The 23,554-nt window shown below is 54.0% G+C and carries 15 protein-coding genes and 1 riboswitch; of the genes, 1 reads left to right on the top strand and 14 read right to left on the bottom strand.

Translation table 11 applies throughout. The annotated features are described in order from the left end of the window. Positions 1-10: 10 nt before the first annotated feature. From NT073_RS30535 to NT073_RS30545, 3 genes are all read right to left on the bottom strand, one after another. The gene (locus NT073_RS30535; protein ID WP_297381733.1) at positions 11-1,255 is read right to left on the bottom strand and encodes a hypothetical protein; all 1,245 of its coding nucleotides are present in this window, start codon (positions 1,253-1,255) and stop codon (positions 11-13) included. A gap of 229 nt (positions 1,256-1,484) precedes the next feature. Continuing rightward, positions 1,485-3,854, bottom strand: coding sequence for a hypothetical protein (locus NT073_RS30540; protein ID WP_297381735.1), 2,370 nt, complete (start codon positions 3,852-3,854; stop codon positions 1,485-1,487). A 22-nt stretch (positions 3,855-3,876) separates the two neighbouring features. Next, a complete protein-coding gene (locus tag NT073_RS30545; protein WP_297382162.1) occupies positions 3,877-5,091 on the bottom strand; it encodes a DegT/DnrJ/EryC1/StrS family aminotransferase in 1,215 nt (404 codons plus the stop codon). A gap of 132 nt (positions 5,092-5,223) precedes the next feature. On the opposite strand from NT073_RS30545, the gene NT073_RS30550 reads away from it, so the two are divergent. Further along, complete coding sequence (locus NT073_RS30550) at positions 5,224-5,820, top strand: thiamine phosphate synthase (RefSeq protein WP_297381737.1); 597 nt, start codon at positions 5,224-5,226, stop codon at positions 5,818-5,820. Here NT073_RS30550 and moeB read toward each other — a convergent pair. The 11 genes from moeB to NT073_RS30605 all read right to left on the bottom strand — a co-directional run bounded on the left by moeB (position 5,817) and on the right by NT073_RS30605 (position 23,535). Next, on the bottom strand, positions 5,817-6,863 hold the full coding sequence (gene moeB, locus NT073_RS30555) for a molybdopterin-synthase adenylyltransferase MoeB (RefSeq protein WP_297381739.1): 1,047 nt from the start codon (positions 6,861-6,863) through the stop codon (positions 5,817-5,819). The two genes, NT073_RS30550 and moeB, sit on opposite strands and share 4 nt — an antisense overlap. Further along, complete coding sequence (gene thiH, locus NT073_RS30560; protein WP_297381741.1) at positions 6,860-7,996, bottom strand: 2-iminoacetate synthase ThiH; 1,137 nt, start codon at positions 7,994-7,996, stop codon at positions 6,860-6,862. Before thiH ends, moeB begins: the two co-directional genes overlap by 4 nt. After that, positions 7,993-8,772: a thiazole synthase gene (locus NT073_RS30565; RefSeq protein ID WP_297381743.1), complete on the bottom strand. Its 780-nt coding sequence runs from the start codon at positions 8,770-8,772 to the stop codon at positions 7,993-7,995. Before NT073_RS30565 ends, thiH begins: the two co-directional genes overlap by 4 nt. A gap of 1 nt (position 8,773) precedes the next feature. Then, entirely contained in the window at positions 8,774-9,403 is a 630-nt protein-coding gene (locus tag NT073_RS30570; RefSeq protein WP_297381745.1) for a thiamine phosphate synthase, read from the bottom strand. Between the two features lie 53 nt (positions 9,404-9,456). After that, positions 9,457-11,334 carry a phosphomethylpyrimidine synthase ThiC gene (gene thiC / locus NT073_RS30575; protein ID WP_297381747.1) on the bottom strand — a complete coding sequence of 626 codons (1,878 nt, stop codon included), beginning with the start codon at positions 11,332-11,334 and terminating at the stop codon, positions 9,457-9,459. Between the two features lie 2 nt (positions 11,335-11,336). Continuing rightward, a complete protein-coding gene (gene thiS / locus NT073_RS30580; RefSeq protein ID WP_297381749.1) occupies positions 11,337-11,627 on the bottom strand; it encodes a sulfur carrier protein ThiS in 291 nt (96 codons plus the stop codon). A 36-nt stretch (positions 11,628-11,663) separates the two neighbouring features. After that, positions 11,664-11,756, bottom strand: a riboswitch (TPP riboswitch). 164 nt (positions 11,757-11,920) lie between these two features. Next, a complete protein-coding gene (locus tag NT073_RS30585) occupies positions 11,921-15,949 on the bottom strand; it encodes a putative Ig domain-containing protein (RefSeq protein WP_297381750.1) in 4,029 nt (1,342 codons plus the stop codon). Between the two features lie 393 nt (positions 15,950-16,342). Continuing rightward, positions 16,343-17,689: a Gfo/Idh/MocA family oxidoreductase gene (locus tag NT073_RS30590; RefSeq protein WP_297381752.1), complete on the bottom strand. Its 1,347-nt coding sequence runs from the start codon at positions 17,687-17,689 to the stop codon at positions 16,343-16,345. Positions 17,690-17,698: 9 nt separating this feature from the next. Beyond that, positions 17,699-18,415, bottom strand: a complete 717-nt coding sequence (locus NT073_RS30595) for a DUF1080 domain-containing protein (protein WP_297381754.1) — start codon at positions 18,413-18,415, stop codon at positions 17,699-17,701. 118 nt (positions 18,416-18,533) lie between these two features. Beyond that, positions 18,534-20,042 carry a RagB/SusD family nutrient uptake outer membrane protein gene (locus NT073_RS30600; protein WP_297381756.1) on the bottom strand — a complete coding sequence of 503 codons (1,509 nt, stop codon included), beginning with the start codon at positions 20,040-20,042 and terminating at the stop codon, positions 18,534-18,536. Between the two features lie 25 nt (positions 20,043-20,067). After that, complete coding sequence (locus NT073_RS30605; RefSeq protein ID WP_297381758.1) at positions 20,068-23,535, bottom strand: TonB-dependent receptor; 3,468 nt, start codon at positions 23,533-23,535, stop codon at positions 20,068-20,070. Positions 23,536-23,554: the final 19 nt, after the last annotated feature.

Here is a 23,554-nt window from a genome sequence, read left to right on the forward strand (position 1 = left end):
CTTTAACGCCTTATTTAAAGCCAAAGAGTAGTGGGAATAAAAAGACTACAATGGCGCTCCACAAGCTATAGACGGGCAGAAAGAAGGTCATTGACCGGCCCACCAACGAGAGATCGTTTTTTCGGGTCATGGTCCGAAAAAGCTGTGATCCTACATACAGCAGGTGACTAAGCATTAGCACATTTGCCCCCAGTACCGCTGCTCGGTTAGGGGTTATGCCCCACTCGGCAATACGAAACAGAACCGCCGACAGCGCAATGCTGTTAACCACTACGGTTACTGCTGATAACAGGAAAAGAATCAGAATTTGAACAGGCTTTTTGCTGTTGGGTGTGGCCTCGGCTACCGAGAAGAAAATAAGCGCCATCACGCCGATTAACAGCGCATTGTACAGCAGCAGAAAATCGCGGTCATGGTAGGGATCTTTCCCCGAAAAAACCGTTGCCGTCAGGTAAACGACCAGCATCACCAGCGCCACCGGGCTGAACAGGTTCGCGATGACGGGTGCCACTTTATTGACCAGCGCGGGTTGTGCCTGGGTTAGAAAAGTGGCTACTATGGGCACTGCGGCCAATCCGCTAATTACGATGTAGTTGAAGTAGAACGTTTCGATCTTCAGGCCACTCAGGGCGAATAAGTTAATGGTAAGTGCTGTCGTTAGTCCGCCCGCGATCAACAGAAGGGCCGTAACGACGGCCAGTTCGCCATTATACCGCAGAAAGCCCAGCCAGTTCACCTCGCCTTTTACCCCCCCTCCGCCAAAAGTGAAGCCCAGCAGAGACCACAGCCACAGGGGTAAATGAATGCAGGACAGAATCAGCGTATTGCTGGTCGGATTTTTAGGGAGAAAGTTGATGAACCCAACGGCGAAAAGGGTAAGTCCGCCCAGCCAGGCAGCCGTTTTCCAGGAGATTTTGTTTTTCCAGACAAAGTAGGCGATCAATATTGGGAACACGATGAATCCCACATTACGGGAATAAAATAACTCCTGATCCAGTGACAATAGTTTGGGTAACTGGGCCAGCAGCGCGGCCAACCCAGACGCCACTACCACAAAAAGCCGTTCACTGGGTGTCCCCCAGCTCAGATCATCGGGTCTGTAGTTCAGTCGCTGGTACCATCCCTCCGCCAGCGGGTTATCCTGTAAGCTTGGATAAAGGGCGTTAAAAGCCGCTTTGAACGTTGTCTTGTTGGTCCAGTACAACTTTTCCAGTTGCCGGGGATTGTTCAGGCTGGACAGAATCTCTTCGTGCATAGACGTAGAATATGAAAGAGAAGGCTTAACCCGTCTGTTACCATCAAAACGAATATGATGCTCAGACGAACTTAACTGTGATATATAAAGTACTTTGTATTTCAAAGTTAATATTCTTTTTTATCAGGCAAGAGGTACAGGCAAAAATTTTTTCGGGAGTTAAGTCTTGGTATAGCAGTGAGTTAGTAAAGCCACGAGTTTAGAACCGGATAGCCGGCTCATTCGCGTCTTATTCAGTTCCTTTTTCTTTCAGCAGCCAGATGTCTGAAATGCGGGAGTTTTGCCGCCAGTTCAGGTGCGACTCTTCCGGCTGATCGAAGGTGACGCTGATGCGCCCGTCCATCGTGGCCGACAGCGGTACAATCCATTCTTTCATCGTGTCGGCTTCCCGGTTGTAGACCGTTGGTTCGAGCCGCTGGCCATCAACGCGCAACAGGGCTTCGCCAAACCCCACCACCCGAACAACATACCGGGCAGCGGGATCAAGGTTTTCGTAGGTGAGCGACGGGTTCCGCTGGTAGGTTTGTGACGATAGGCGGGCACGGCTACGGCCATCCTGCCACCAGGCAATGTCGGTGGCATCGTCGGATATGGTTTTCACACGTGGGCCTTTACTCACACTCGATACATCGTCGTAAAAACTGCCCTTGCCGGGGTTTTCCCAAGTGCTGATTTCCAGTAAACGACTTACCTGTTCCGCCTTCGTTTTCAAGGATTTAACTTTTATAAACTCATCGGCCAGCCACCAGCGGTTGTTGAGTGGGTAATCGACAAAATCCAGCACACAGCCCCGCTCGTAGCCTTTCGCTTTGTATTTCGGCACACTGGTCTGTAAGCCAACGGAGGCAAACAAATCGGCGCACAGGCTTTCGATCCGGCTCCTCAACTCGGGCGAAGCCGGATTTTTATCGGCCTGATTCACCACATCCAGCGCCTGACTCATGGCTGATTCGGGGCCGGTTATATCGGCCCTGGCGAGCAGGTGACTGGCGGTCTTTTCGAGACCCTGCTCATACAGCAACCGCCTGCGGGTATACGCATCGTACGTTGCCCGAAGCAGGAAAAGCTGCCACCGCCAGTTGGTCGACAAAGCTGGCTGATCGGCTTCCAGCTTTTCCCAGAAAGCGAGCGTCGCTTCTACTCCACCGTTTTCGGCCAGTGGCCCCTGCCAGTTTTGTTCGAGAGCTGCTATGCCGTTGGCTGTGGCGGCATCCAGCGTTGGGCCAAAGAAAAAACGGCCGTAATCGGCGAGTATGTCGTTTACATCGGCTTCCGGGTTCCAGCCGCGCATACTCCAGACAACCTTATTTACATCGTCATGACAGCCATCCGAGTACGACACAAAGCCGTCGGTAAACGGAGCTGCGGCTGCCTGCGCTTTGGCGAAGAAATAGGGGCGCGGGTTAGCCGCTTCCCGGCCCAGTGTCAGCGCGTAAGCCTGATCCCAGCGCTCGACCGGGTATTCGCAGCGGACGTTATGGGTAATGTCGGGGTACTGCCGAAGCTGGTATTGCTTCGGCAGCCGGAAGCGGGTTTCGGCGAGTGAGGGGCTCCCCGGCCCATGGACCAGACCGGCCAGCCAGTCGGGTTTGTACTGCACCAGATACCCATAGAAATAATCGACCTGTTCAACGCTGAACCCCTGCAGCGAGAGCCATATTTTGGCCTTCGGGTGGTACTTTATCAGACGTGTGTGCAGGTCTTTCAGGAAAGGCATCACCTCCCGGGGGTGATTATCGCCCGGATCACCCCCCGGCACAAAAATATGGTCGAGCCGGGGACAGGCTCGGTAAAAAGCCTCGTGCAAATCGAGTTCGGCTGTTCGTTTGGCCGCGTCGGTCAACGCAAACGTGGCGGGGGTCCACACCCAGTAGTCGAGATCGTACTTCCGGCATATCTCGCTCATTTTTACGCGCATCTCCGGAGCGGGTAACTTAAAATGAGGACTTGGCTTCTCTTCTTCGTGAAACGGAATGCCCTCAATGGCGTTGGTGCCAAAAATGGCTAGTTCGCGAATGTACTGATCGAACTGCGCCACCGACCACGCATCGTATGAATTAGCCGTTGACCGATACCCCAGCTGATGTCCCCGAATGGGGTAAGCGGGGGCCGTAGCCATATTGGCCGGTGCGGCCAATTCGAGCCGCTTTCGGTCCATTCTAAGATTTCGCAGCAGCCAGCCGGTACCGTATAAAATACCACGGGCATCGGCTCCGATAACCCATAGTGTGGTGCCTCTGGGCGTAACATCGCTCACAACCCGAAACCCTTCCGACCGTGTTTCCGGGCGTTGTCTGTCCGGACTTACGGGCACCGGAACCCCTGCAACATCGGTATCACCCGCCAGTGCAAATGCCACACAAACGGGGCTCGTTTTTGGCCAGCTGGTCACGTTTTTCAAGGTTATTCCCGTTCGTTTGGCAATTTCTTCCGTCAGCATCTGGGGAGCCGTTACGCGCATCGGTGCCGGAACAGAAGGCGATACGAGCACAACTGCCCGCTGTAGGTTAATTGATTGAGCTACCAGAGCGTCCGCTCCGGCAACGATCAGGAGAAGAAGTAAAGCAGCGAGTCGGGAAACGATATAGGTTAAGTACATAGATCGGGTGGGAAAGAAAAGACTAGTTTACAACGGCCTGTTGCACTTTGCGAATGGCTTCGGCAAAGGCGTCCATATCGGAGCGCGACCCCAGCATGGCCTGCTGAAAAATCCACACCGCTTCGTCGGTGCAGGCGCGTTCGGCAACCGGGCAGGTCACATTCGTATAATCGACGGTGTCGGGCAGGGCGTAGCACAGCCAGTTCTTTTGCTGAAAAACGGGCTGTTTGTACAGCGGGTGCGGATAACCCGCCGAACAGGGAATGCCCTCTGCCGCCAGCATTGCCACAAACTCCTGCTTGGGCACCTGACCGAATTTGGCCTTGTCGTACCGGAAAATATAGAGGTGATACGGATGGATCAGTTCGTCCCCTCCACGACTCAGTGGGGTTATGCCCGCCACATCGGCCAGCAGGCTGTCCAGGTAAAGTCCGTTCTCGTTGCGGATGCGTGTCTGCTCGTCCAGCCGCTTCAGTTGCTCGCTCAGCAAAACGGCCTGTAGCTGCGTAATTCGGTAGTTGCAACCCGGATTGAAATGGTCGTACCATTGCCCGCCCGGCAACCGACCCACATTTCGCAGGGAGTTCATGGTTCGGTACAGGTCGTCGTCGCTGGTAATGACCATGCCGCCCTCACCCGAGGTCAGGTTTTTGGACGACTGAAAGCTGAAACTACCCGCATCGCCAATGGACCCAAGTTTCCGGCCTTTGTACATCCCGCCATGCGCGTGGGCCGCATCTTCTACAACCCGCAGCTTGTGCCGACGGGCAATGTCCAGAATAGCCTCCATATCGCAGGGCAGACCGGCAAAATGAACGGGGATAATCACTTTGGTGCGCTCCGTTATGGCGGCCTCAATGGCAGCGGGGTCGAGGTTATAGGTATCAGGCTGAATATCGACGAAGACCGGAACGCAGTTGACCTCCAGCACTACCGAAGCTGTGGCAATGAAGGTGTACGGTGGCACAATGACTTCATCGCCGGGCAGTACGCCACAGGCAATCAGCGCGAGCCGCAGGGAGACAGATCCGTTAACGCAGCTTATGGCGTATTTACTGCCGCAGTACCGGGCAAACTGCTGCTCAAAGTCGGCAACGGCCCCGGCGCAGTCCGGGTTTCCCCATTGGCCGCTCCGCACCAGCTCAGCGACGGCCTGCACATCCTGCTCATCGTAAATGGGCCACGGGAAGGTGGTCTTGACGACTTTCTCGCCACCGTATATGGCCAATAAGCCCATAGAAGCTGTTTTAGTCACGTGATAAGAAAGTAAATAAAGAGTCTATTTCTTAATACGCCAGTTGGCCTGAATCAGGCTATTGGTCCATCAATTTGCTTATTTTTAGGTTAAAATTTCGGGACCGTTTATCAAGTGAATAAAAATCCGTTCCTACTAGTGGGCATTACCGATGGCAGCCCGCAAAGTCTGGATATACCAACGATTCAGGCACTGCTGACCGGCGGTCTTGATTTTCTATACTGGCGCGCTCCCGCCGATAGCGCCGGGTTAACCCAGCTCTCTGCTGGCTTCCAGTCATCGGTATTACTTCCGGCAACGAAAGGGAGCGATGTACCCGCGTCGTTTCGCTGGCATCTTAAAGACACGGATCGTCAGGCGGCAACCTTCATAGCCGGTTTTCCTTTTTCGACGAGTGTTCATGCCCTCAGCGAGTGGCCAAAGTTGGCCGGACAGGTTGACATGGTCTTTTACAGCCCACTTTTTCCAAGTATCAGTAAACCGGGTTACGGCCCGTCGAGTAGCCTGGAGATTATCGGACAGGAAGTGTCGGCGATTCGGCAACGACATAAGGACTTACCCAGGCTGATCGGACTGGGGGGCATACAGGCGGAGAATGTCGCCCTCGTACGTCGAGCTGGTTTTGACGGGGTCGCGCTGATGGGGGCACTCTGGCAGGCCCCCGATGCGGTCGATGCACTCAATCAAATCCGGAAAGCACTTTCCCGTTAGAGCCGTTTAAGGGCGTTCAGGCCGCCCTGCAAACTGAGCACGTTCTGATACCCCTGCGCCCGCAGAAAAGCTACGGCTTTCCGGCTTCGTGCCCCCGACTGACAATGGATAACGACCGGCCGATCGCTCGGCACCCGCTCAGGATGCTTGTACAGTTCAGCCAGGGGCAGCAACTGCCCGCCCATGTTCTCCCGCTCGTACTCGTGCGGCTCCCGCACGTCGACTAAAAAGGAACGATTGGTCTGCGCCAGCCAGTCCGAGACCGTTATTTCCGGAACAGGCAAGGCACAGTCGGTCTCCGATGGAGTAAGCGCCGTAATCGATTTGTTGACCGGATCAGCGGTAAACGAAAACGTATTGAAAGAGAGCGTAAGCGCGTTGAAAACCAGCAGCGTACCACTCAACAAGTCGCCGACGCCCGTTACCAGCTTTATCACTTCGCTGGCCATCAGGCAACCCGTCAGGCCCGGCAATACACCCAGCACTCCCACTTCGGCGCAGGCAGCCAGCTCGCTGGGTTCGGGGTACAAACACCGGTACGTGGGGCCATTCTCGTGATTGAACACACTCACCTGCCCGTCGAATTTGTAAATAGATCCGAACACCAGCGGTTTCCCCAGCAGAACGCACGCATCGTTGACCAGATAGCGCGTCGCAAAATTATCCGAGCCATCCACCACAATATCGTAGTCGCTCAGGATGGATAACGCATTGTCGCGGGTTAGAAAGACCGGGTGCGCCACTACCTGGCTGTATGGATTCTGCCGCGCCAGCAGAGTGGCCGCTACGGTAGCTTTTGGCTGGCCAACATGCTCGGGCGAAAAGAGAATCTGCCGCTGCAGATTGCTTTCTTCCACTACGTCGCCGTCGATGATTCCCAGCGTACCGACGCCCGCAGCCGTCAGGTATTGCCCCACCGGGCACCCTAATCCACCCGCGCCAACCAGAACCACGCGCGCCTGTTTCAGTCGCTGCTGCCCGGCAAGCCCAATTTCGGGGAGGCTGATGTGACGACTGTAGCGGTTCAGTTCTCCACTGGTCATACGGCAGCGAGCGTTTTATCCCAGTCTTTCCAGACTGGCTGATACCCTTGTTTACAAATAACGTCGACCATCTCGGCGGGGCTTCGTTCGTCCGAAATGGCAAACTGCTCAAGTGACTGGGGCTCTACGGCATAGCCGCCGGGGTTGGTTTTCGACCCGGCGCTCAGGCTGGTGACGCCCAATTTGAGAACGTGGTCGCGAAAACGGGGCGTTTCGCGGGTCGATAGCGAGAGCTCGACCTCCTCATTGAACAGCCGATAGGCGCAGATCAGCTGGACCAGATCCCGATCAGACATGCACCGCTCGAAAGACTTGGACGTAATGGTATCATTTTGCAGTAAGTCGATGGGTCGCAGACGCGGAAAGGAAATGCTGTATTTGGTCTGCCAGTACGTTCGTTCGAGGTAGTGCAGGTGGGCCGCCGTAAAAAAGCTGTCCGTACGCCAATCTTCCAATCCGAGCAACGCGCCCAGGCCCATTTTATGCACGCCCGCCCTTCCCAGCCGGTCGGGGGTATCGAGCCGGTAGGCGAAATTTGATTTTTTTCCCTTCGGATGGTGGTTCTTATACGTTTCCTGATGGTACGTTTCCTGATACACCAGCACCGTATTGAGCCCCTCGGCGATCAGTTCTTCGTACTCAGGTTGATCGAGCGGCTGAACCTCCATGGAGATATGGGCGAAGTGCGGTTGCAGCAGCCGAATAGCATTTCGAAGATACGGTACGCCCACGGTCTGGTTTGCTTCGCCGGTCACCAGCAGCACATGCTCGTAGCCCAGTTGCTTCAGGGCAGCGGCCTCCCGCCCTATTTCGGCATCAGTAAGGGTTTTACGAACGATTTTATTGTCGAGACTGAAGGCGCAGTACGTGCAGATGTTCTGGCATTCGTTGGACAGATACAACGGGGCATACAGCTGGATCGTTTTACCGAACCGTTTCTGCGTTAGCTCGTGGCTAAGCCGGGCCATGGGTTCCAGATACGCCTGAGCCGCCGGTGAGATCAGGGCTTTGAAATCATCGAGTGTCCGGCGGGTATTGCCCAGCGCCCGTTCTACCTGCCGGGGCGTTACGGCCTGAATATCCCGCTGAACGGTATTCCAGTCGTGGGCGTCAAACCAGGTTGTTGTACTCATAATTCGTCCAGAAAAGCGGTGAGCGGACTACTGGCGTGGGCGGTTATGGACGGTCGGGCCAGCCGCGCTTCGTAGGCTAACCGACCGGCTTCGACAGCCAGTTTAAAGGCAAGGGCCATGCGTACCGGGTCATCCGAAACGGCAATGGCTGTGTTGACGAGTACGGCAGCGGCTCCCAGTTCCATGGCAGCGGCTGCATGAGAGGGCGCCCCCAGACCGGCATCCACAACGACGGGCACCCGACTTTGTTCGATAATGATCTCCAGAAAATCAATCGTTCGTAGTCCCTTGTTCGTACCAATGGGCGCACCCAACGGCATTACGGCCGCCACCCCAACTTCTTCCAGCCGTTTGCACAACACCGGATCGGCATGGATGTACGGCAAGACCACAAAACCCAGTTTAACCAGCTCTTCGGCCGCTTTCAATGTTTCGATGGGGTCAGGCAGCAGGTATTTGGGGTCGGGGTGAATTTCCAGCTTCAGCCAGTTCGTCTCCAGCGCTTCGCGGGCCATCTGTGCCGCAAAGACGGCTTCTTTTGCCGTTCGCACACCGGATGTATTGGGCAACAGGCTGAACTGTGAATGAGTCAGGTGCGACAACAGATCGTCCTGGCGATTGGCGGCATCAACCCGTTTCAGCGCCACCGTTACCAGCTCTGTACCCGAAGCCAGCAGGGCCTCTTCCATGAGTTGCGCGGAACCAAATTTACCCGTTCCGGTAAACAGCCGCGAGGCAAACGATTTACCGGCAATGATCAGCGATTGTGTAGTCATATCAATCAAAAAAAGAAGGTGAGGTCGTTAGCTGACGGAGAAACAGCCGCGTTTGGGCCGCCGGATCGGATGCCCCGGTAATGGCCGACGAGACGGCTACACCATACACGCCCGTTTCCAGCAGGGCGGGCACATCTGCGAGGGTAATTCCGCCAATGGCGATAATGGGCAGCGAAATCGGCTGACGCGGCAACGCTGAGAGGATTTGCTCATAGCCTTGCAGCCCCAAAACAGGACTTAATTTCTCTTTGGTCGTTGTGAACCGAAATGGCCCCAGCCCCACGTAATTAACGCCATCCCGCTGATGCGCCAGTATAGTTTCCAGCGTATTGGCCGTTCCACCGATGATGAATGTATCGCCCAGCAGGGCACGTGCTTCCGGGATGGGCATATCCTCCTGACCCAGATGCACGCCATTCGCACCAATGTCGGCGGCCAGCAGCGGGTTATCATTAAGGATCAGTGTAGCCTTGTACTGTCGGCAAACGGCCAGCGTTTCCAGCGCCACGGCTTTCCAGTCGGCATACGACCGGTTTTTCAGCCGGAGCTGAATCCAGTCGGCTCCGGCCCGGCAGGCAAGCTCGGCCTCTTCGGGGCGGGTCGTTATGTAGTGTAGCGAACTAATCTTCATTGGACAAAGGCGTAAAACGGTTAACCAGCCTGGCCGATGGCCAGGCTGGATGCTTATAAATAGAGCTGGCCTCCCTGTTCTGCAAATTCCCTTGCTTTGGTCTGCATTGCCTTTTCGAGCACCTCGTCACTGGCCAGCCCGTTTCGTTCCGCGTAGTCACGCACGTCCTGCGTAATTTTCATTGAACAGAAGTTCGGGCCGCACATGGAGCAGAAGTGAGCGGTTTTAGCGCCTTCGGCTGGCAAGGTTTCATCATGAAACTCCCGCGCCGTATCCGGATCAAGGGAGAGGTTGAACTGATCTTCCCACCGAAATTCAAATCGAGCTTTACTCAGCACATTGTCGCGATACTGAGCGCCGGGGTGGCCCTTTGCCAGATCGGCCGCATGAGCGGCAATTTTATAGGTAATGACCCCATCCTTCACGTCTTTTTTGTTGGGCAGGCCAAGGTGTTCTTTGGGCGTAACGTAGCAGAGCATGGCCGTCCCGAACCAGCCGATCATGGCCGCTCCAATAGCCGATGTGATATGGTCGTAACCGGGTGCAATATCCATTGTAAGAGGGCCAAGCGTGTAGAACGGTGCTTCATCGCAGTGCTGCAACTGCTTGTCCATGTTCGCTTTGATCAGGTGCATGGGCACGTGGCCCGGCCCCTCAACCATAACCTGAACATCGTGCTTCCAGGCAATTTTGGTCAGTTCGCCCAGCGTTTCGAGTTCGGCGAACTGAGCCGCGTCATTGGCATCGGCGATCGAGCCGGGACGAAGTCCATCCCCCAGCGAGAAGGAGACATCGTAGGCCTTCATGATCGCGCAGATCTCCTCAAAATGCGTATACAGGAAGTTTTCTTTATGATGCGCCAGGCACCACTTGGCCATAATACTCCCTCCGCGCGATACGATCCCCGTAACCCGGCGGGCCGTAAGCGGAATGTAGCGGAGCAGTACACCGGCATGGATGGTGAAATAATCCACTCCCTGCTCGGCCTGTTCGATGAGCGTATCGCGGAACAGCTCCCAGGTCAGCGCTTCGGCTTTGCCGTTCACTTTTTCAAGCGCCTGATAAAGCGGTACCGTGCCAACGGGTACGGGGCAATTCCGGATAATCCATTCGCGGGTTTCATGGATATTCTTACCCGTCGATAAATCCATGAGCGTATCGCCACCCCATCGGCAACTCCATACGGCTTTCTCTACCTCTTCGTCAATACTCGATGAGACGACCGAGTTGCCGATATTGGTATTGATCTTGACGAGAAAATTACGGCCGATAATCATCGGTTCGCTCTCCGGATGATTGATGTTGGCGGGAATAATGGCCCGCCCGGCCGCTACCTCCTGCCGGACGAATTCGGGGGTGATAAAGTTTTTCGGCGTATTGGCCCCAAAACTGTTGCCCGGATGCTGCTGCCAGAGTGATGACTGGTCGTTGAGCGCATCGATACGCTGGTTTTCCCGAATGGCGATATATTCCATTTCGGGCGTGATGATGCCTTTTCGGGCGTAGTGCAGTTGCGTGACGTTCTGCCCCTCTCTGGCCCGATACGGATACCGTATATGCGCAAACCGCAGCGAATCCAGGGTTGAATTAGCCAGTCGCTGGTTCGAATAGTCGGATGCAAAGGCAGTCTGCTGCTCCACATCGCCACGGCCCGCAATCCACGACTCCCGCAGGCGGGGAAGTCCCTCTTCCAGATTGATCCGGATAGCCGGGTCTGTGTAAGGGCCACTGGTATCGTACACCGTTACGGCAGCATTGCACTGCCGCTCTTGTTGATTCCCCACGTGCGAAACGGTATCCGAGAGGCTGATTTCGCGCATGGCCACGCGGATGTCGTGCAGCTGACCCGGCACATAAATTTTGCGCGACCCCGTGAGTGGCTGGCGCGTGATCGTCTGCGCCGAAGGTACTTGTTCGGTTTTCTGGCTCATTATTATCCGCCCTGAGTGGCCTGTAAAATGGTAATTTTCTCGTTTCCCGATAAAACAAACTGTTCCCAGGCAGCGCGGGGAACAATGGCATTGTTGACGGCCACCGCAATGCCTTTCTGGTTAGCGATGGTCAGTTGAGTGAGCAGGGCTCCCAGCGATGAGGAGTCTGCGATTTCGACGGATTGATGGTTGACCGTTAGCGTCATAATCGTGCACAGGTTATGCAGAAAAACGGCTATCGGGGAAACCTGACGGATAAACGAACGGGGAAAATGCAGAACGGCCTCAGGCAAATCGTGCGATTAGCGGGCACGAAGCACTGGACAAAGGCCTGTATTCTCGCTTTTCCCTCCGCAGGTATTATCCTGTTCAGGTTCAAAGGGTGATCTCTCAGCCCGACTTGGGCACCCCTAAAGCTTTGCTTTTTCAGCAAGGCAAAGGTAGACCGGATTTATAACAAATCTTCATATATGGGCAAACTTTATCGCCCCGAAAAGCCGTAACCCCGGCCCCCGTTACAGAAGGTTCCTATAACGGGGGCCGGGGTTACGGCTTTTAAGATTAATCGACCGGAAGGTCGTATGCTCTACTGCGCTTTTATGATTTTGTATCGTTTGGTCTCGGCGCCTGTTCCTACCTGAAGCAGGTACACGCCCGGCATAAACCCGCTGCTTACATTAATGACCTCTTCAGGGGATAGATCGTCGCGTTGTAACACCACCCGACCGTAGCTGTCGTACATCAGCAAAGGCAGCTTGGCCGATGTTTGGCCCTGCACCTGCACCGTAAACGACTCGGTAAAGGGATTTGGGTAGTACTTGATCTGTAGGCCGTTCAACTCCTGCGGCTCGGTTGCGCCCAAACGTCCGCCGGGGGCCTGATTGATGACCGAGAAGTTGATAGTCAGCGCCGTACCAGTTGTACCGCCCGCCCCGCTGCTCGTATAGGGTGTAGCCGTCAGACTATACTGTCCTACGGCGGGTGTCCAGCCGTTGTATTTTCCGCTGTTATCACCAAACAGGGCATAAGGCAATATCGACTCGACAATGCTATGAATCCGGCCACCACTGAGAGAAAATTTCACACTGCCGACTGTGCCAGGATTAGTGTTGGCTCTGATGCTGATGTTACGCGTAGGCAGCGTAGCCAGGTTAAGCTGATCACCGGCGGCAAGCACTTTAATTTCCTGTTGATTATCGACATTCATCAAACTCAGGCTTACCACCGCCTGTTGAGAAACGGGGGCCGGATTTACCGTCAGGCTGAAGTCATCAGTAGCCAGTCCGCCCCGGCCGTCGCTGGCCGTTACCCGAATGGTTAACGAACCGCTGGTTGTGGCTACCCCGCTAAAAGCGCGGCCCGATCCGTTAAAAGTTAGCCAGCCGGGAAGGGCCGCCCCGCTCGATAAACTGGCGGAATAGGTCAGATTGTCGCCATCAGCATCAGCAAAGCTGCCAGCCGGGAAGGTATAAGACAGATTTTGCCCGACAGTAGCGACCTGATCGGCCAACGGGATCGCCACAGTGGGAGCCGAAGACGTAGAACTGGTTGTCGAACCGGACGAAAAACGCAATCGCTGGATGTCGATGGTTCGTTCGTAGTTCCGGCCATTGCTCCAGAAAAACAGCCGAACAGTTTTGGGGCTTTGCAGATTACCACTGTTATCGAAAGCGGGTACCGTAACGGGCGAAAAATTACCGTATTTCACCGTCAGCGCTCCACCAGACATGCTTATGTCGATGGCATCAGAGGTTGTTCCAGTGGCAGTGGCCGGGTTGAAGAACTCACCCTGTGCCATAACCTGACGGTTTGCCATCAAGCGCACCGGCGTATTGGTTTCACCAAAAAATACCTGGTTAAAAATTCGGGCCAGCACTTTCCCGTTGTTGTCCAGCACCTCAAAATAACTACCCCCCGAATCGGACTGCTCCGGTGTACCGTTGTTGGGGTTGGTGCCATTGAACGTAAGCACGCCCTTCAAACTCCAGCTCGATAAACTGCCCGTGGTGCCCAGGTCGCGGGTTACAGTGTAGATGCCGCCCGATTTGGAAAAGTTCGTGTATAGATCGGGGCTGCTGAAGCGATCGTAGCTCATGATGCCCGTTTTCACCGTCCATTTGTCGTTGTACGCGGTATTGGATTCACCCGCCGGATTTCGTTTCCATCCGGCAGTATTATCGGCAACCACTCCGCGCTGGGGCAGCCCGCTCAGCAGATCGACGCCCCCCACTCCCGACGGCTCTTCTCCAAATCCGTAGTTACCCAGTTGTTGCAGGTAAACGATTTGCTCCTGAATGGTATTGAGTCCGTCTATCCGCCAGCGATGTATACCCGACCAGCCTGCTTCTTCACCGTGGTAGAGGTACACGTTGCCGTTCGGTGCCTTGATCACCGTACCATAGTAAACGTTGCCGGCCATACCCGGCACGGGACCGCCGTCGGGTGCTTCAGCCCGGGCCTCCAGACCCGTTTTTCCGAATATCCCCAGCAACAGGCCGTTGTCATACACGTGCTGCCATTTGTTGACCTGGGTATCTTTCCAGAACTCACCGTGGTAATTCCAGAAAATATTTCGCTCGAAAACACTCACGCCCCCCCCGCCGTACTCGACGTCGTTACCTACATCGTAGGCCCCGTCGATGGGATAGGGGCCCTGATAATCGACCGACGTGGCGCGGGCGGTTTTCCATAGCCACTTGTTGTCGTTAACCCGAATACCCCCCAAATGGTACCCACCCCCTTTATCGCCGTCGACCTTACCGGCATCGAACGTAACCATAACATTCGACGTAGTGGTTTCGCCCGTTCGTGACTGTCCCCCCTGCCAGGTAATCGGTTCGCCCCCGCTGGCAATGGGCGCTACAGCATAAGGCACGGCCGGTCCCCAAATGGGATCATTGTTGCCGTCGAAGCCCGCCAATGGCCGATTTTGCCAGCTAACGGCTCCTGTCGTACCGCTGAGGTTACCGATCGACTGCTTGAGGGAGCCATCGGCGCAGAGGTGATAAGTGTACCGGTTGTCGGTATCGAAGGCGATACCGGTCATACGAACGGGACCCGTTGCGGGCAACTCCACCAATACCCACTTGTTGTCAGTAAAACGACGCAAAAACCCGTATGTACGCCCGTTTGAAAGTGTTACTACATCGCGAAAAATATGGGTGATGTAGATGTGGTTGATGGTCAGATTTTCGAAGTAGCTGGCCGGAATTGTGGCCCGCCAGTTCTTGGCCAGCGTCCAGCCCGAACCTACGGGCTGATTATAGTCGATGGCAAACTCCAGGTACTGACCAAACACACGACGTGGATTGTTCTGGTCTACATAACAGCTGTAGTTGTTCTGCATGTACTGGATTCGATCAATAAACGTACGGCTGCCGGAGTAGTGCTGGGCCCGGTAATTGCCCGAGTCACCCACCCAGAATGAACCATCCTCGTTATACGCAAGAAACGTACTGTTAATACCGCCACTCACGTCCGAGAAATAGAATTTATCATTGCTCACGTTGGGATCTGAACTGTACCCCCCTGGCTGACCCAACTGCCAGACAGCTTCACCCGTCTGATTATTGAAAGCCTTTACCTGCTGGCTGGACCCACCATCGGCCACTAGGACTGTACTATTATCGGGTGATACCGCCAGTGCCATCGGAGCTTCTATACCCGACAGCATCAGTTGCGGGTCAGACAGCGTACCGTCGGACCGGACGCTGAACTTGCCCACTGTTGTTCCGTTGATAACCCATAAGTTATCATCCCGGTCTACTGCTAAACCGGCGGCATCGTTGAAAAAAAGGCTTTGTACCTGTGCTCCGCTAACTTTGTCGATTACCCGTACCTGATGGCGGGCCTTATGCGATACGAACAGAAATCGTCCCTTCTTCTGCACGGCCAGCCCCGTTATGGTGCCCTTCGAGTCGCTTATAACATCGATACATGAACTGTATGTACCACCCATGACCATCTTCTGCGACTGCCCGTAAGGAAACTGCCGCTGAGCGTTATCGCTGGTGTTGGTGCCATAGATGAACCAGTTGTTGCCGTTGTTATAGCCATCGTAACCTGCCCAGTACACTGTAGTGCCATCCGTAGCCACAAACAGAGTAGCCTGATCTGTACTGCCTTTGGGTGAAAATTCAATTCGTTGCTGAGGGGTACTGACGTTGAATTTAGCCTGCGAGGGATTACCTTCGGCATACCCTACACCGTAGTAGACGGTATTGCCCGTAACGGCCATAGACTGAATCCGCAGAAAACCACGCTGAAGGGCATTACCCTGGCTTTTGCCAAAGGACGAATTGCCAATTACACCCTCCCAGATATAGCTCACAGTGTTCGACATCAGCTTGATGTCATACGAAGCTAACGGAGCTGGCTGACCTTCGTCATCGAGACCATCCCAATATTTCGTATAGGAACCGGATTTCAAATCGACACCGCTCCAGAGTGTGCGGATTAGAACACCATCTTTGGTAAACACACCTGCACTGGTGCGCTTGTCACCAGCGAGCGTGAACGTAAAAGGAACAAGACGTTTAGATTGAGCCAGAGCGGGTCTGAGCGAGCAAATGGCGACCGAAAGCGTAAAAAAGAGGAGAAAAATTCGGCAAATCATTAGTTGCTTAAAATAAAGATTGGTATACAGTTACGGAACATTGACCGAAAAATAAATATTTTTTAATAGATGAACATTATAGATTATGTATATTTATCCTATTTGTTGATAAGTTCCTAACAATCAGGAGATAAGTACAATTTGAAATTGTTTAAAATTTCTAGTAATCGGCAATTAGTTGTGAAGTGATTGGTTAATGAGTAATAAGTCATTGGGTATTTGCCAATAACCGATCGTTCGATAACGTTAGAGGGTGCCAGGGGCGGGTGGAATAACGCCATATCTTTAAGATATGGCGTTATTCCACCCGCCCCTGGCACCCTCTAACCAAATGACGACCAAGAAATTAACGCTTACTACCAGCACACAACTGGCGTAGCGTACCGTATACGTTTAAACTTTAGGTTCCCAGCCTTTTTCGTAATCACGGCCCCAAAGTTTCTGAGCCTCTTTATCATCCAGAATATGGCCGTTTTTCGGGTCAATTTTCAAATCCCGGCCAACCCGCCAGGCAATATTGCCCAACTGCATAGCCACCACGCTCTTATAACCCAGTTCAACATCGCAGTTGGGGCGACGGTTGTTCTTGATCGCGTCAAGGAAATCAGCTACGTGCAAACTATCCATCCCTAAACTGGGACTAGCCGTGTTGCGACCCTGTACATCACTTTCGGCTACGGACGGTTTTACGTCTTTCACCAGTTTACCGTCGAGGTCATAGACTTTGTAGCTGTCCCCGCCGGTGTCCAGACTTCCGTTTTCGCCGTAAAAAATAATACCGCGATCCAGTCCTTCGATCTTCCGACCGTTGGAACTTCTTGACTCCCACATCAGGGACACCCGATTTGGATAATCCATAATAACGATCTGTGTATCGGGGGTTTGCCAGTCGTCTTTAAACTCGTACCGGCCACCAACGGAGCTAACCCGCGTCGGGAAATCGACGCCAAGGCCCCAACGGGCCACATCGACCTCGTGGGTACCGTTGTTGAGGGCTTCGCCGGTGCCCCAGTGCCAGAACCAGTGCCAGTCATAGTGAATAAGTCCTTCCTGATAGGGCATCCGTGGCGCGGGGCCCTGCCACAAATCGTAGTCGAGCCAGGAAGGAACTGTTCCCGGTTTCAGATTCGTGGCTTTGCGTTTATTGGTGTACCATGTTTTGGCGAGATAGACCCGGCCAATAACGCCATTGTGCAGTTCCTCGATGCCCTTCGTCAAGGTAGGCGCCGACCGTCGTTGGGCGCCCATCTGAACCACCCGATTGTATTTGCGGGCGGCAGCAACGGCCATCTCACCTTCCCGTGGATTATGACTCAACGGCTTCTCGACGTACACGTGTTTACCGGCCTGGCACCCCATAATCGCCAGCGGAGCGTGCCAGTGGTCGGGGGTGGCGATGTAAATAGCGTCGATGGATTTGTCCTCCAGTACCCGTCGGCAGTCTTTTTCGGACTTGGGTTTCAGAGTTTGTTTAGTTTTCAGGATGGTTTCAATCGCCTTGGGAATGGCGCGTTCGTCTACATCGCAAACGGTGCCCACCTCGGCGAATTTCTGGCCTGCAATGGTGCCGCCCATGCTGTTGCCCCGGCTGTTGACGCCAATGGTGGCGACCCGCACCAGCTCATTGGCCCCAATGATTCGATTGTAGCTTTTGGCACTGAAACCGAAGGCGGTCCCGCCCACGGCCATACCTACCGAACCGGCAGCTGCTTTCTTGATAAAATCACGTCTGTTCTGCATGAAATTGACTTATAACGCCTTGATTTTGATATTTCTGAATGAAACTTCACTCCCGTGCTCCTGCAAGAGAATATGACCTTTTTCAACCGTCCCGAAGGCAGGTACTGTCTTGTTAAATTTACTCAACGCTATGGCTTCCGTAAAAGGCGCACTCCCCCGCGTAAATTCCAGAATCTTGACCCCATTGAGCCAATGCTCGACCTGTCGGCCTTTGGCTACTATACGTACAGTATTCCATTGACCAGGCTCATTTACCTTTTTGCGCGACGCATCGGGCGGTATCGCATCATAAAAGGAACCCGTAAGGTGATTCTCCTTCTTGTTATCTTCCGCCAGTTTGTCGTCCAGTAGCTGGTATTCCATGCCCAGTTTACCACCCGTTTCGTAGTTCGTATAGAAGTACTTGACTCCGCTATTACCTGCCGCTTCGATGTTGTAGTCGAACTTCAGGTCGAAGTCGGCGTATTCACGGGCAGTAATAATATCACCCCCTTTAGCACCTTTTTTAGCCGTGAGCGTCCCGCTTTCGGCTACCCAGCCCGCCGGAACCGACTTGCCGGCGGGGGTAGTCCAGCCCGCAGTGCTGACGCCGTCGAACAACAGCGCCCAGCCCTCTTTCTTCTCCTGGCGCGTCAACGTATTGGCTTGCTGGGCGAATACCGGGGCTGAAACCATCAGCCAGATGACCAGACTACCGAGCCGTATGTGTTTACTTTTTCGTTTCATTCGATTTAACTACTTGATCAAAAATTTTGGTTATTAACCGAAGGCGAATTAGTTGGATTTCGTGTGGTCAGCCGGGTTGCCGACCGTCCGCGGTCTTTGTTCAATAAATCCATTCACCTTAGTAGCCAGGGTTCTGTTTAATTTTTTCGGGGTTGGCCTGAATGGCCTGAAGCGGAATCGGGAACAGTAACATGTTGTCACTCCAGGCAGTCGGGTTAAATCCCGTTTGCTCTTTTTGTTCCTGCGTCATCACCTCTTTCGCCCGTTCGGTTCTGACCAGATCGAACCACCGATGGTTTTCGAAGGCCAGTTCAACGCGCCGTTCTTTCTCGATAGCCAGCAACAAGTCAGCATCAGTCGTAAAAGGTTTGTAATCGGGCAATATACCCGGTCCTCCACCACTGCTGTTTCTGGCGCGCTGACGGATTTTGTTGAGATATGTCAGCGCTACATCCTGTTGTTTACCCTGCCGAACCAAGGCTTCGGCATACAGTAAATAGACATCGGCCAGCCGCAATTCAATCCAGTTGTTGTCATTGTCCGAAGCGCTGAACGACACATCGTAATACTTCTTTACGTATTTTTCGTTGACGGGCTTACCCGTTGCGGTAGACACATAGCCGTCACTCATCGAAATAGATTTTCGCGGGTCGCCGGCTTCGTAAGCGTTGGATATGCTGGGCGTTGGGGCGTTAAAGCCACTCTTGTCGCCTACCAGAACGACTTCCTTATTAGAGAACCGGGGGGCGAAATCGTTGTTCCAGGGGCTGCCCGTACTGGTGCCTCCTTTTTTATACTGCACTTCAAACAACGACTCGGAGCTGTTTTTCTTGGTCACGTCGAACAGCGTCTTGTAATCCGGGACGAGCGAATATTGCGGGTTATTGATCACTTCCAGGGCTTTCGTTTCGGCCAGGGCATAATAAGCTGCGCCTTTTTTGAGCGGATACCCGGCCATGGTCATGTACACCTTGGCAAGCAGTCCTTTAGCCCCGCCCAGGGTCACGCGCCCTTTATCGACGGCTGCATAGGAAGCGGGCAGGTTGGCTTCGGCAAATTTCAGATCGGCGACAATCAGGTCATAAATCTCCTGCGCTGGTGCCCGTCCCAGCGTATAAGCCTCGTTTACTGACAACTGCTTCTCGACTTTCGGCACATCGCCATACACGCGTACCAGCCAGAAATACGTCAACGCCCGAATGAATTTTGCCTCGGCTTTATACTGTTCTTTCAGTTTAGGGTCTTTGAACGAAACCGCGTCTATTTTGTCCAGCACGAGGTTACAGCGCAGGATGGTGTTGTAAGCGTTGTTCCAGACGGTTAGTATAAACCCGTTGTCCGACAGGAGCACATCCCCGAAATTGTCGATGGAGGTCATGTCTTTGGAATTACCGGGAACCCACGAGAAGGTGGTATTATCCGAACGGATTTCGCTCACGTAGATAAACGGCTGATTATACAAAGACCGCAGGGATGCATATGGCGACATTACCGCCTGATTCATGTCCTGTTCGGTCTTGTAAAACGTCCCCGCGTTCATTTCCGAAATGGGCTGGAGATCAATAAATTCCTTTCGGCAGGAAAAAGAGGCCGTGGCAAGAAGGGCCAATAGGATAAATCGCTTCATGAGTAACTGATTGAGCAGAAAGTGATTAAAACGTTACGTTAAGACCAGCGATGAGGGTGCGGGCCGAGGGATACCCCAGGTAATCGCCACCGCGCGACAGACTGCCGCCTTCGCTGCTCGTTTCCGGGTCGAAACCAGGATACTTGGTGAAGGTGTACAGATTCTGTCCCGTTACATAAACCCGCAGTCCTTTGAGTCGCAGCTGCTTAAGGAGGATGCTGTTAAAGTTATAGCCGAGGGATACATTCCGGATGCGGACAAATGAGCCATCTTCCACCCAGTAGCTCGACGGTTCTTTTTGCAGCCCCTTGGGGTCGCGGTTGGCCCGCAGAATATCGCCGGAGCCGGGCTCCGTTTCCGAACGCCAGCGGTCGTTTAACTTGACAAGCCCATTGCGGTCGCCATGATAAATTCCCACCATACGATTGAAAAAGCTGAACAGTTTAGCCCCCTGCGAACCGGTCAGCTGCAGGTTGAGATCGAAGCCTTTGTAGGAAAAATCATTGCTGAAGCCAAAGATGAAATTGGGCTGGTTGTTTCCCAGAAAGGTTTTGTCGTCGGCATTGATAAGCCCGTCTTTGTTCGTGTCGACATACCGTGGGTCGCCGGGGTGGTCGTTGGCCAGGTGCGGAGCCGCATCCAATTCGGCCTGATTTTTGAAAATGCCGTCGTATTTATAACCGAAAAACGTGGCAATGGGCTGCCCGATGGTCGTAATGAAGGTATTGCCCGCGTTGGCCGCTCCGGCATAAATAGGTCGTCTGTCGGGACCCAGCGCCAGTACCTTATTCTTGTTGAAGGAGATATTAGCATCCGTCGACCATTTGAACGCGCCAACCAGGTTGCGCGACCGGACCATGTACTCCATGCCTTTATTCTCCAGCTGGCCGATGTTCTGCAATTGGGTGGCGTAGCCGGTCAGCGTGGGCACCGGAACACTGAGCAGCAGATCGACGGATCGGCTGTTGTAGAAGTCGGCTTCGAGCCGGATGCGTTCGTTGAGCAGCCCCAGGTCGAAACCGATGTTCCACTGCCGGGTTTTCTCCCAGCCGAGGTCGGGGTTAGGATAATTGATCGGGTCGACCGAATTGACCAGTGCATTGTTCAGAACATTATAACTGTTGCCGGTGCGGGCAATAGCGTCGTAATCGCCGATGCGGTTGTTGCCTACCAAGCCCCAGCTAGCCCGGATTTTCAGATCGCTGATGGGGCGAACGTCGCGCATGAACGACTCCCCGCTCACCCGCCACCCTGCCGAAACCGACGGGAACGTACCCCATTTGTTATTGGACCCGAAGCGAGACGAGCCATCGGTCCGGATGCTGGCCGTCAGCAGGTACTTATCGTCGTAGGCGTAGTTGAAGCGGCCCAGATAGGAAATCAGTGAGTTCTGGTATTCTGTATTAGTTCCGCCTACAATCTGACCGGCGCTCAGCGTGCGTACTACATCGTTGGGGAAGTTCTGCGCATTGACCCGCGCATACTCACCATACGACTTTTGGGCCGTGTAGCCCGCCAGCAGATTGATACTGTGTTTGGTGAACAGCGTTTTGTTATAATTCAGCGTGTGTTCGATCAGCCAGTTCCGGTCGAGCCAGGTTTCATTGCGGGCGTCGGCCGTTCGGGGTGCCCGCGAGCCGTCAAGATCTACATACGATGGGCGGTAGTATTTCAGCCGCCGGTTTTCCATGGTACCGTTCAGGCTTATTCGGTACTTCAGGCCCTCAATGATTTCATACTGGCCATAGGCAGAAGCGATAAAGCCGTTGCGGCTGGTGTAGTTCGTAATGGCGGTGGCAATACCGACCGGGTTGGCGACGTCGCCCGCCCAGATTTCCGGGTTGCGTACCTGTGAGCCGTAGGTGCCGTCGGGGTTGCGGAGGGGGTAGATCGGGGGCAGATAGACGGAGTAGGACAAGGGGCTGTCTTTCCCGTTGTCGACATTGTTATTCTCCGAATAATAGCCGCTGATGGATACACCCACTTCCAGCTTTTTGCTCAGGTTCGACGTGAGGTTGGTGCGTAGATTATACCGTTTGTAGTCGCTGTTGATCTGGATACCCTGCTGGTTGGTGTAGCCGCCCGAAATGGCATACCGCGTTTTTTCGACGCCCCCCGTTACGGATAGCTCGTGCCGCTGGGTAGGTGCTGTCCGGAAAATCTGGTCCTGCCAGTTGATGTCGGCAAAGTTGTTGGGATCGTTGAAGCTTTCGGGAATGACGTAAAAGCTGGAATTGGTATATTTTTCCCGAATCGAGTTAGGGTCATTGATGGTGTGGGGCGCGTCGCCGGGCATGGGTGCCCGGTCCAGCCAGGCCTGATTATGCCCATCCTTGAAAAACTGGAGGTATTCTCGGGTATTCATGACGTTCATTTTCTTCGCCACCTGCTGAATGCCGTAAAAGGCATTATAGGAAATGGTTGGTGCGCCAACGCTCCCTTTCTTGGTGGTAACGATCACGACGCCATTGGCCCCGCGCGAACCGTAAATGGCCGTGGACGAAGCATCTTTCAGCACCTGAATACTTTCAACATCCGACGGATTCACGAGCGAAAACGCGTTGCCGTCAATCGGGTAACCATCGATCACGTAGAGGGGCGAACTGGTAGCCGAAATGGAGCCGGTACCCCGCACCCGGATCGTTAGCCCTTCGCCACCGGGAGCGCCGTTGGTTTGCTGCACCTGTACCCCGGCCATTTGCCCCACCAGCGCTTCGCCATAAGACACGGCGGGCCGACTCTTCAACTTCTCTGCCGATATGGTCGCGATAGCGCCAGTGAGATCGGCTTTTTTCTGCGTACCATAGCCGACGACCACCACCTCGTTGAGGGATTTACTGTCGGCCTTCAGGGTAATTTTAAAGGCCGTCTGGTTGCTGACGCTCACCTCCTGCGGCTCGTAGCCGACATAGGAAAACACCAGCACCGCCTGTGCATCGGGCACAACGAGCCGAAAAGCGCCATCAGCGTCGGTGGAGGTGCCTCGGGTGGTGCCTTTTATGACCACACTTACCCCTGGCAGCGTTACGCCCGCTTCGTCCGATACGGTGCCCGTAACGGTCTGCTCAGCCGCAGCCAACAACCCTGCACGACCGTTGATACGTTGCAGCAAAGCTTCTGGTTCGGCTGGTTGGGGAACAGGGCTGATGATGATCTGACGGCCTACCACTTCGTACCGGAGCCGGAGCGGTTTAACCACCTTGTTCAACACATCGCCCAGCGGTTCGTTCGACGCGATGATGGTCGTTTTCTGATCGAAGGGAATCACCTGCGACCGAAAGGCAAATCGAATGTTGGTTTGCTGTTCGATTTCCTTAAACACTTTGCGTAAGCCCTGGTTTTCCAGCCGGAAGCTTACCCGTTTCGTCAATATCTCCTGAGCTGTAACATCGAGTGCCAGCGAAACACCCGTGAACGTTATGGCCAGACACACCTGTACCACCGAGAGTTTCATAAAATAAAGCAGAGTTTTAACTGGTATTGGTTTTTTCATTGGCTTAACTGGTTTTCGT

The sequence above is a fragment of the Spirosoma sp. genome (genome assembly GCF_026391055.1).
GTDB lineage: Bacteria > Bacteroidota > Bacteroidia > Cytophagales > Spirosomataceae > Spirosoma.

Bases quoted from the DNA above. Each gene is read 5' to 3' on its own strand.
- NT073_RS30535 (WP_297381733.1), bottom strand. From the start codon at position 1,255: ATGCACGAAGAGATTCTGTCCAGCCTGAACAATCCCCGGCAACTGGAA.
- NT073_RS30540 (WP_297381735.1), bottom strand. From the start codon at position 3,854: ATGTACTTAACCTATATCGTTTCCCGACTCGCTGCTTTACTTCTTCTC.
- NT073_RS30545 (WP_297382162.1), bottom strand. From the start codon at position 5,091: ATGGGCTTATTGGCCATATACGGTGGCGAGAAAGTCGTCAAGACCACC.
- moeB (WP_297381739.1), bottom strand. From the start codon at position 6,863: ATGACCAGTGGAGAACTGAACCGCTACAGTCGTCACATCAGCCTCCCC.
- thiH (WP_297381741.1), bottom strand. From the start codon at position 7,996: ATGAGTACAACAACCTGGTTTGACGCCCACGACTGGAATACCGTTCAG.
- NT073_RS30565 (WP_297381743.1), bottom strand. From the start codon at position 8,772: ATGACTACACAATCGCTGATCATTGCCGGTAAATCGTTTGCCTCGCGG.
- NT073_RS30570 (WP_297381745.1), bottom strand. From the start codon at position 9,403: ATGAAGATTAGTTCGCTACACTACATAACGACCCGCCCCGAAGAGGCC.
- thiC (WP_297381747.1), bottom strand. From the start codon at position 11,334: ATGAGCCAGAAAACCGAACAAGTACCTTCGGCGCAGACGATCACGCGC.
- NT073_RS30585 (WP_297381750.1), bottom strand. From the start codon at position 15,949: ATGATTTGCCGAATTTTTCTCCTCTTTTTTACGCTTTCGGTCGCCATT.
- NT073_RS30590 (WP_297381752.1), bottom strand. From the start codon at position 17,689: ATGCAGAACAGACGTGATTTTATCAAGAAAGCAGCTGCCGGTTCGGTA.
- NT073_RS30595 (WP_297381754.1), bottom strand. From the start codon at position 18,415: ATGAAACGAAAAAGTAAACACATACGGCTCGGTAGTCTGGTCATCTGG.
- NT073_RS30600 (WP_297381756.1), bottom strand. From the start codon at position 20,042: ATGAAGCGATTTATCCTATTGGCCCTTCTTGCCACGGCCTCTTTTTCC.
- NT073_RS30605 (WP_297381758.1), bottom strand. From the start codon at position 23,535: ATGAAAAAACCAATACCAGTTAAAACTCTGCTTTATTTTATGAAACTC.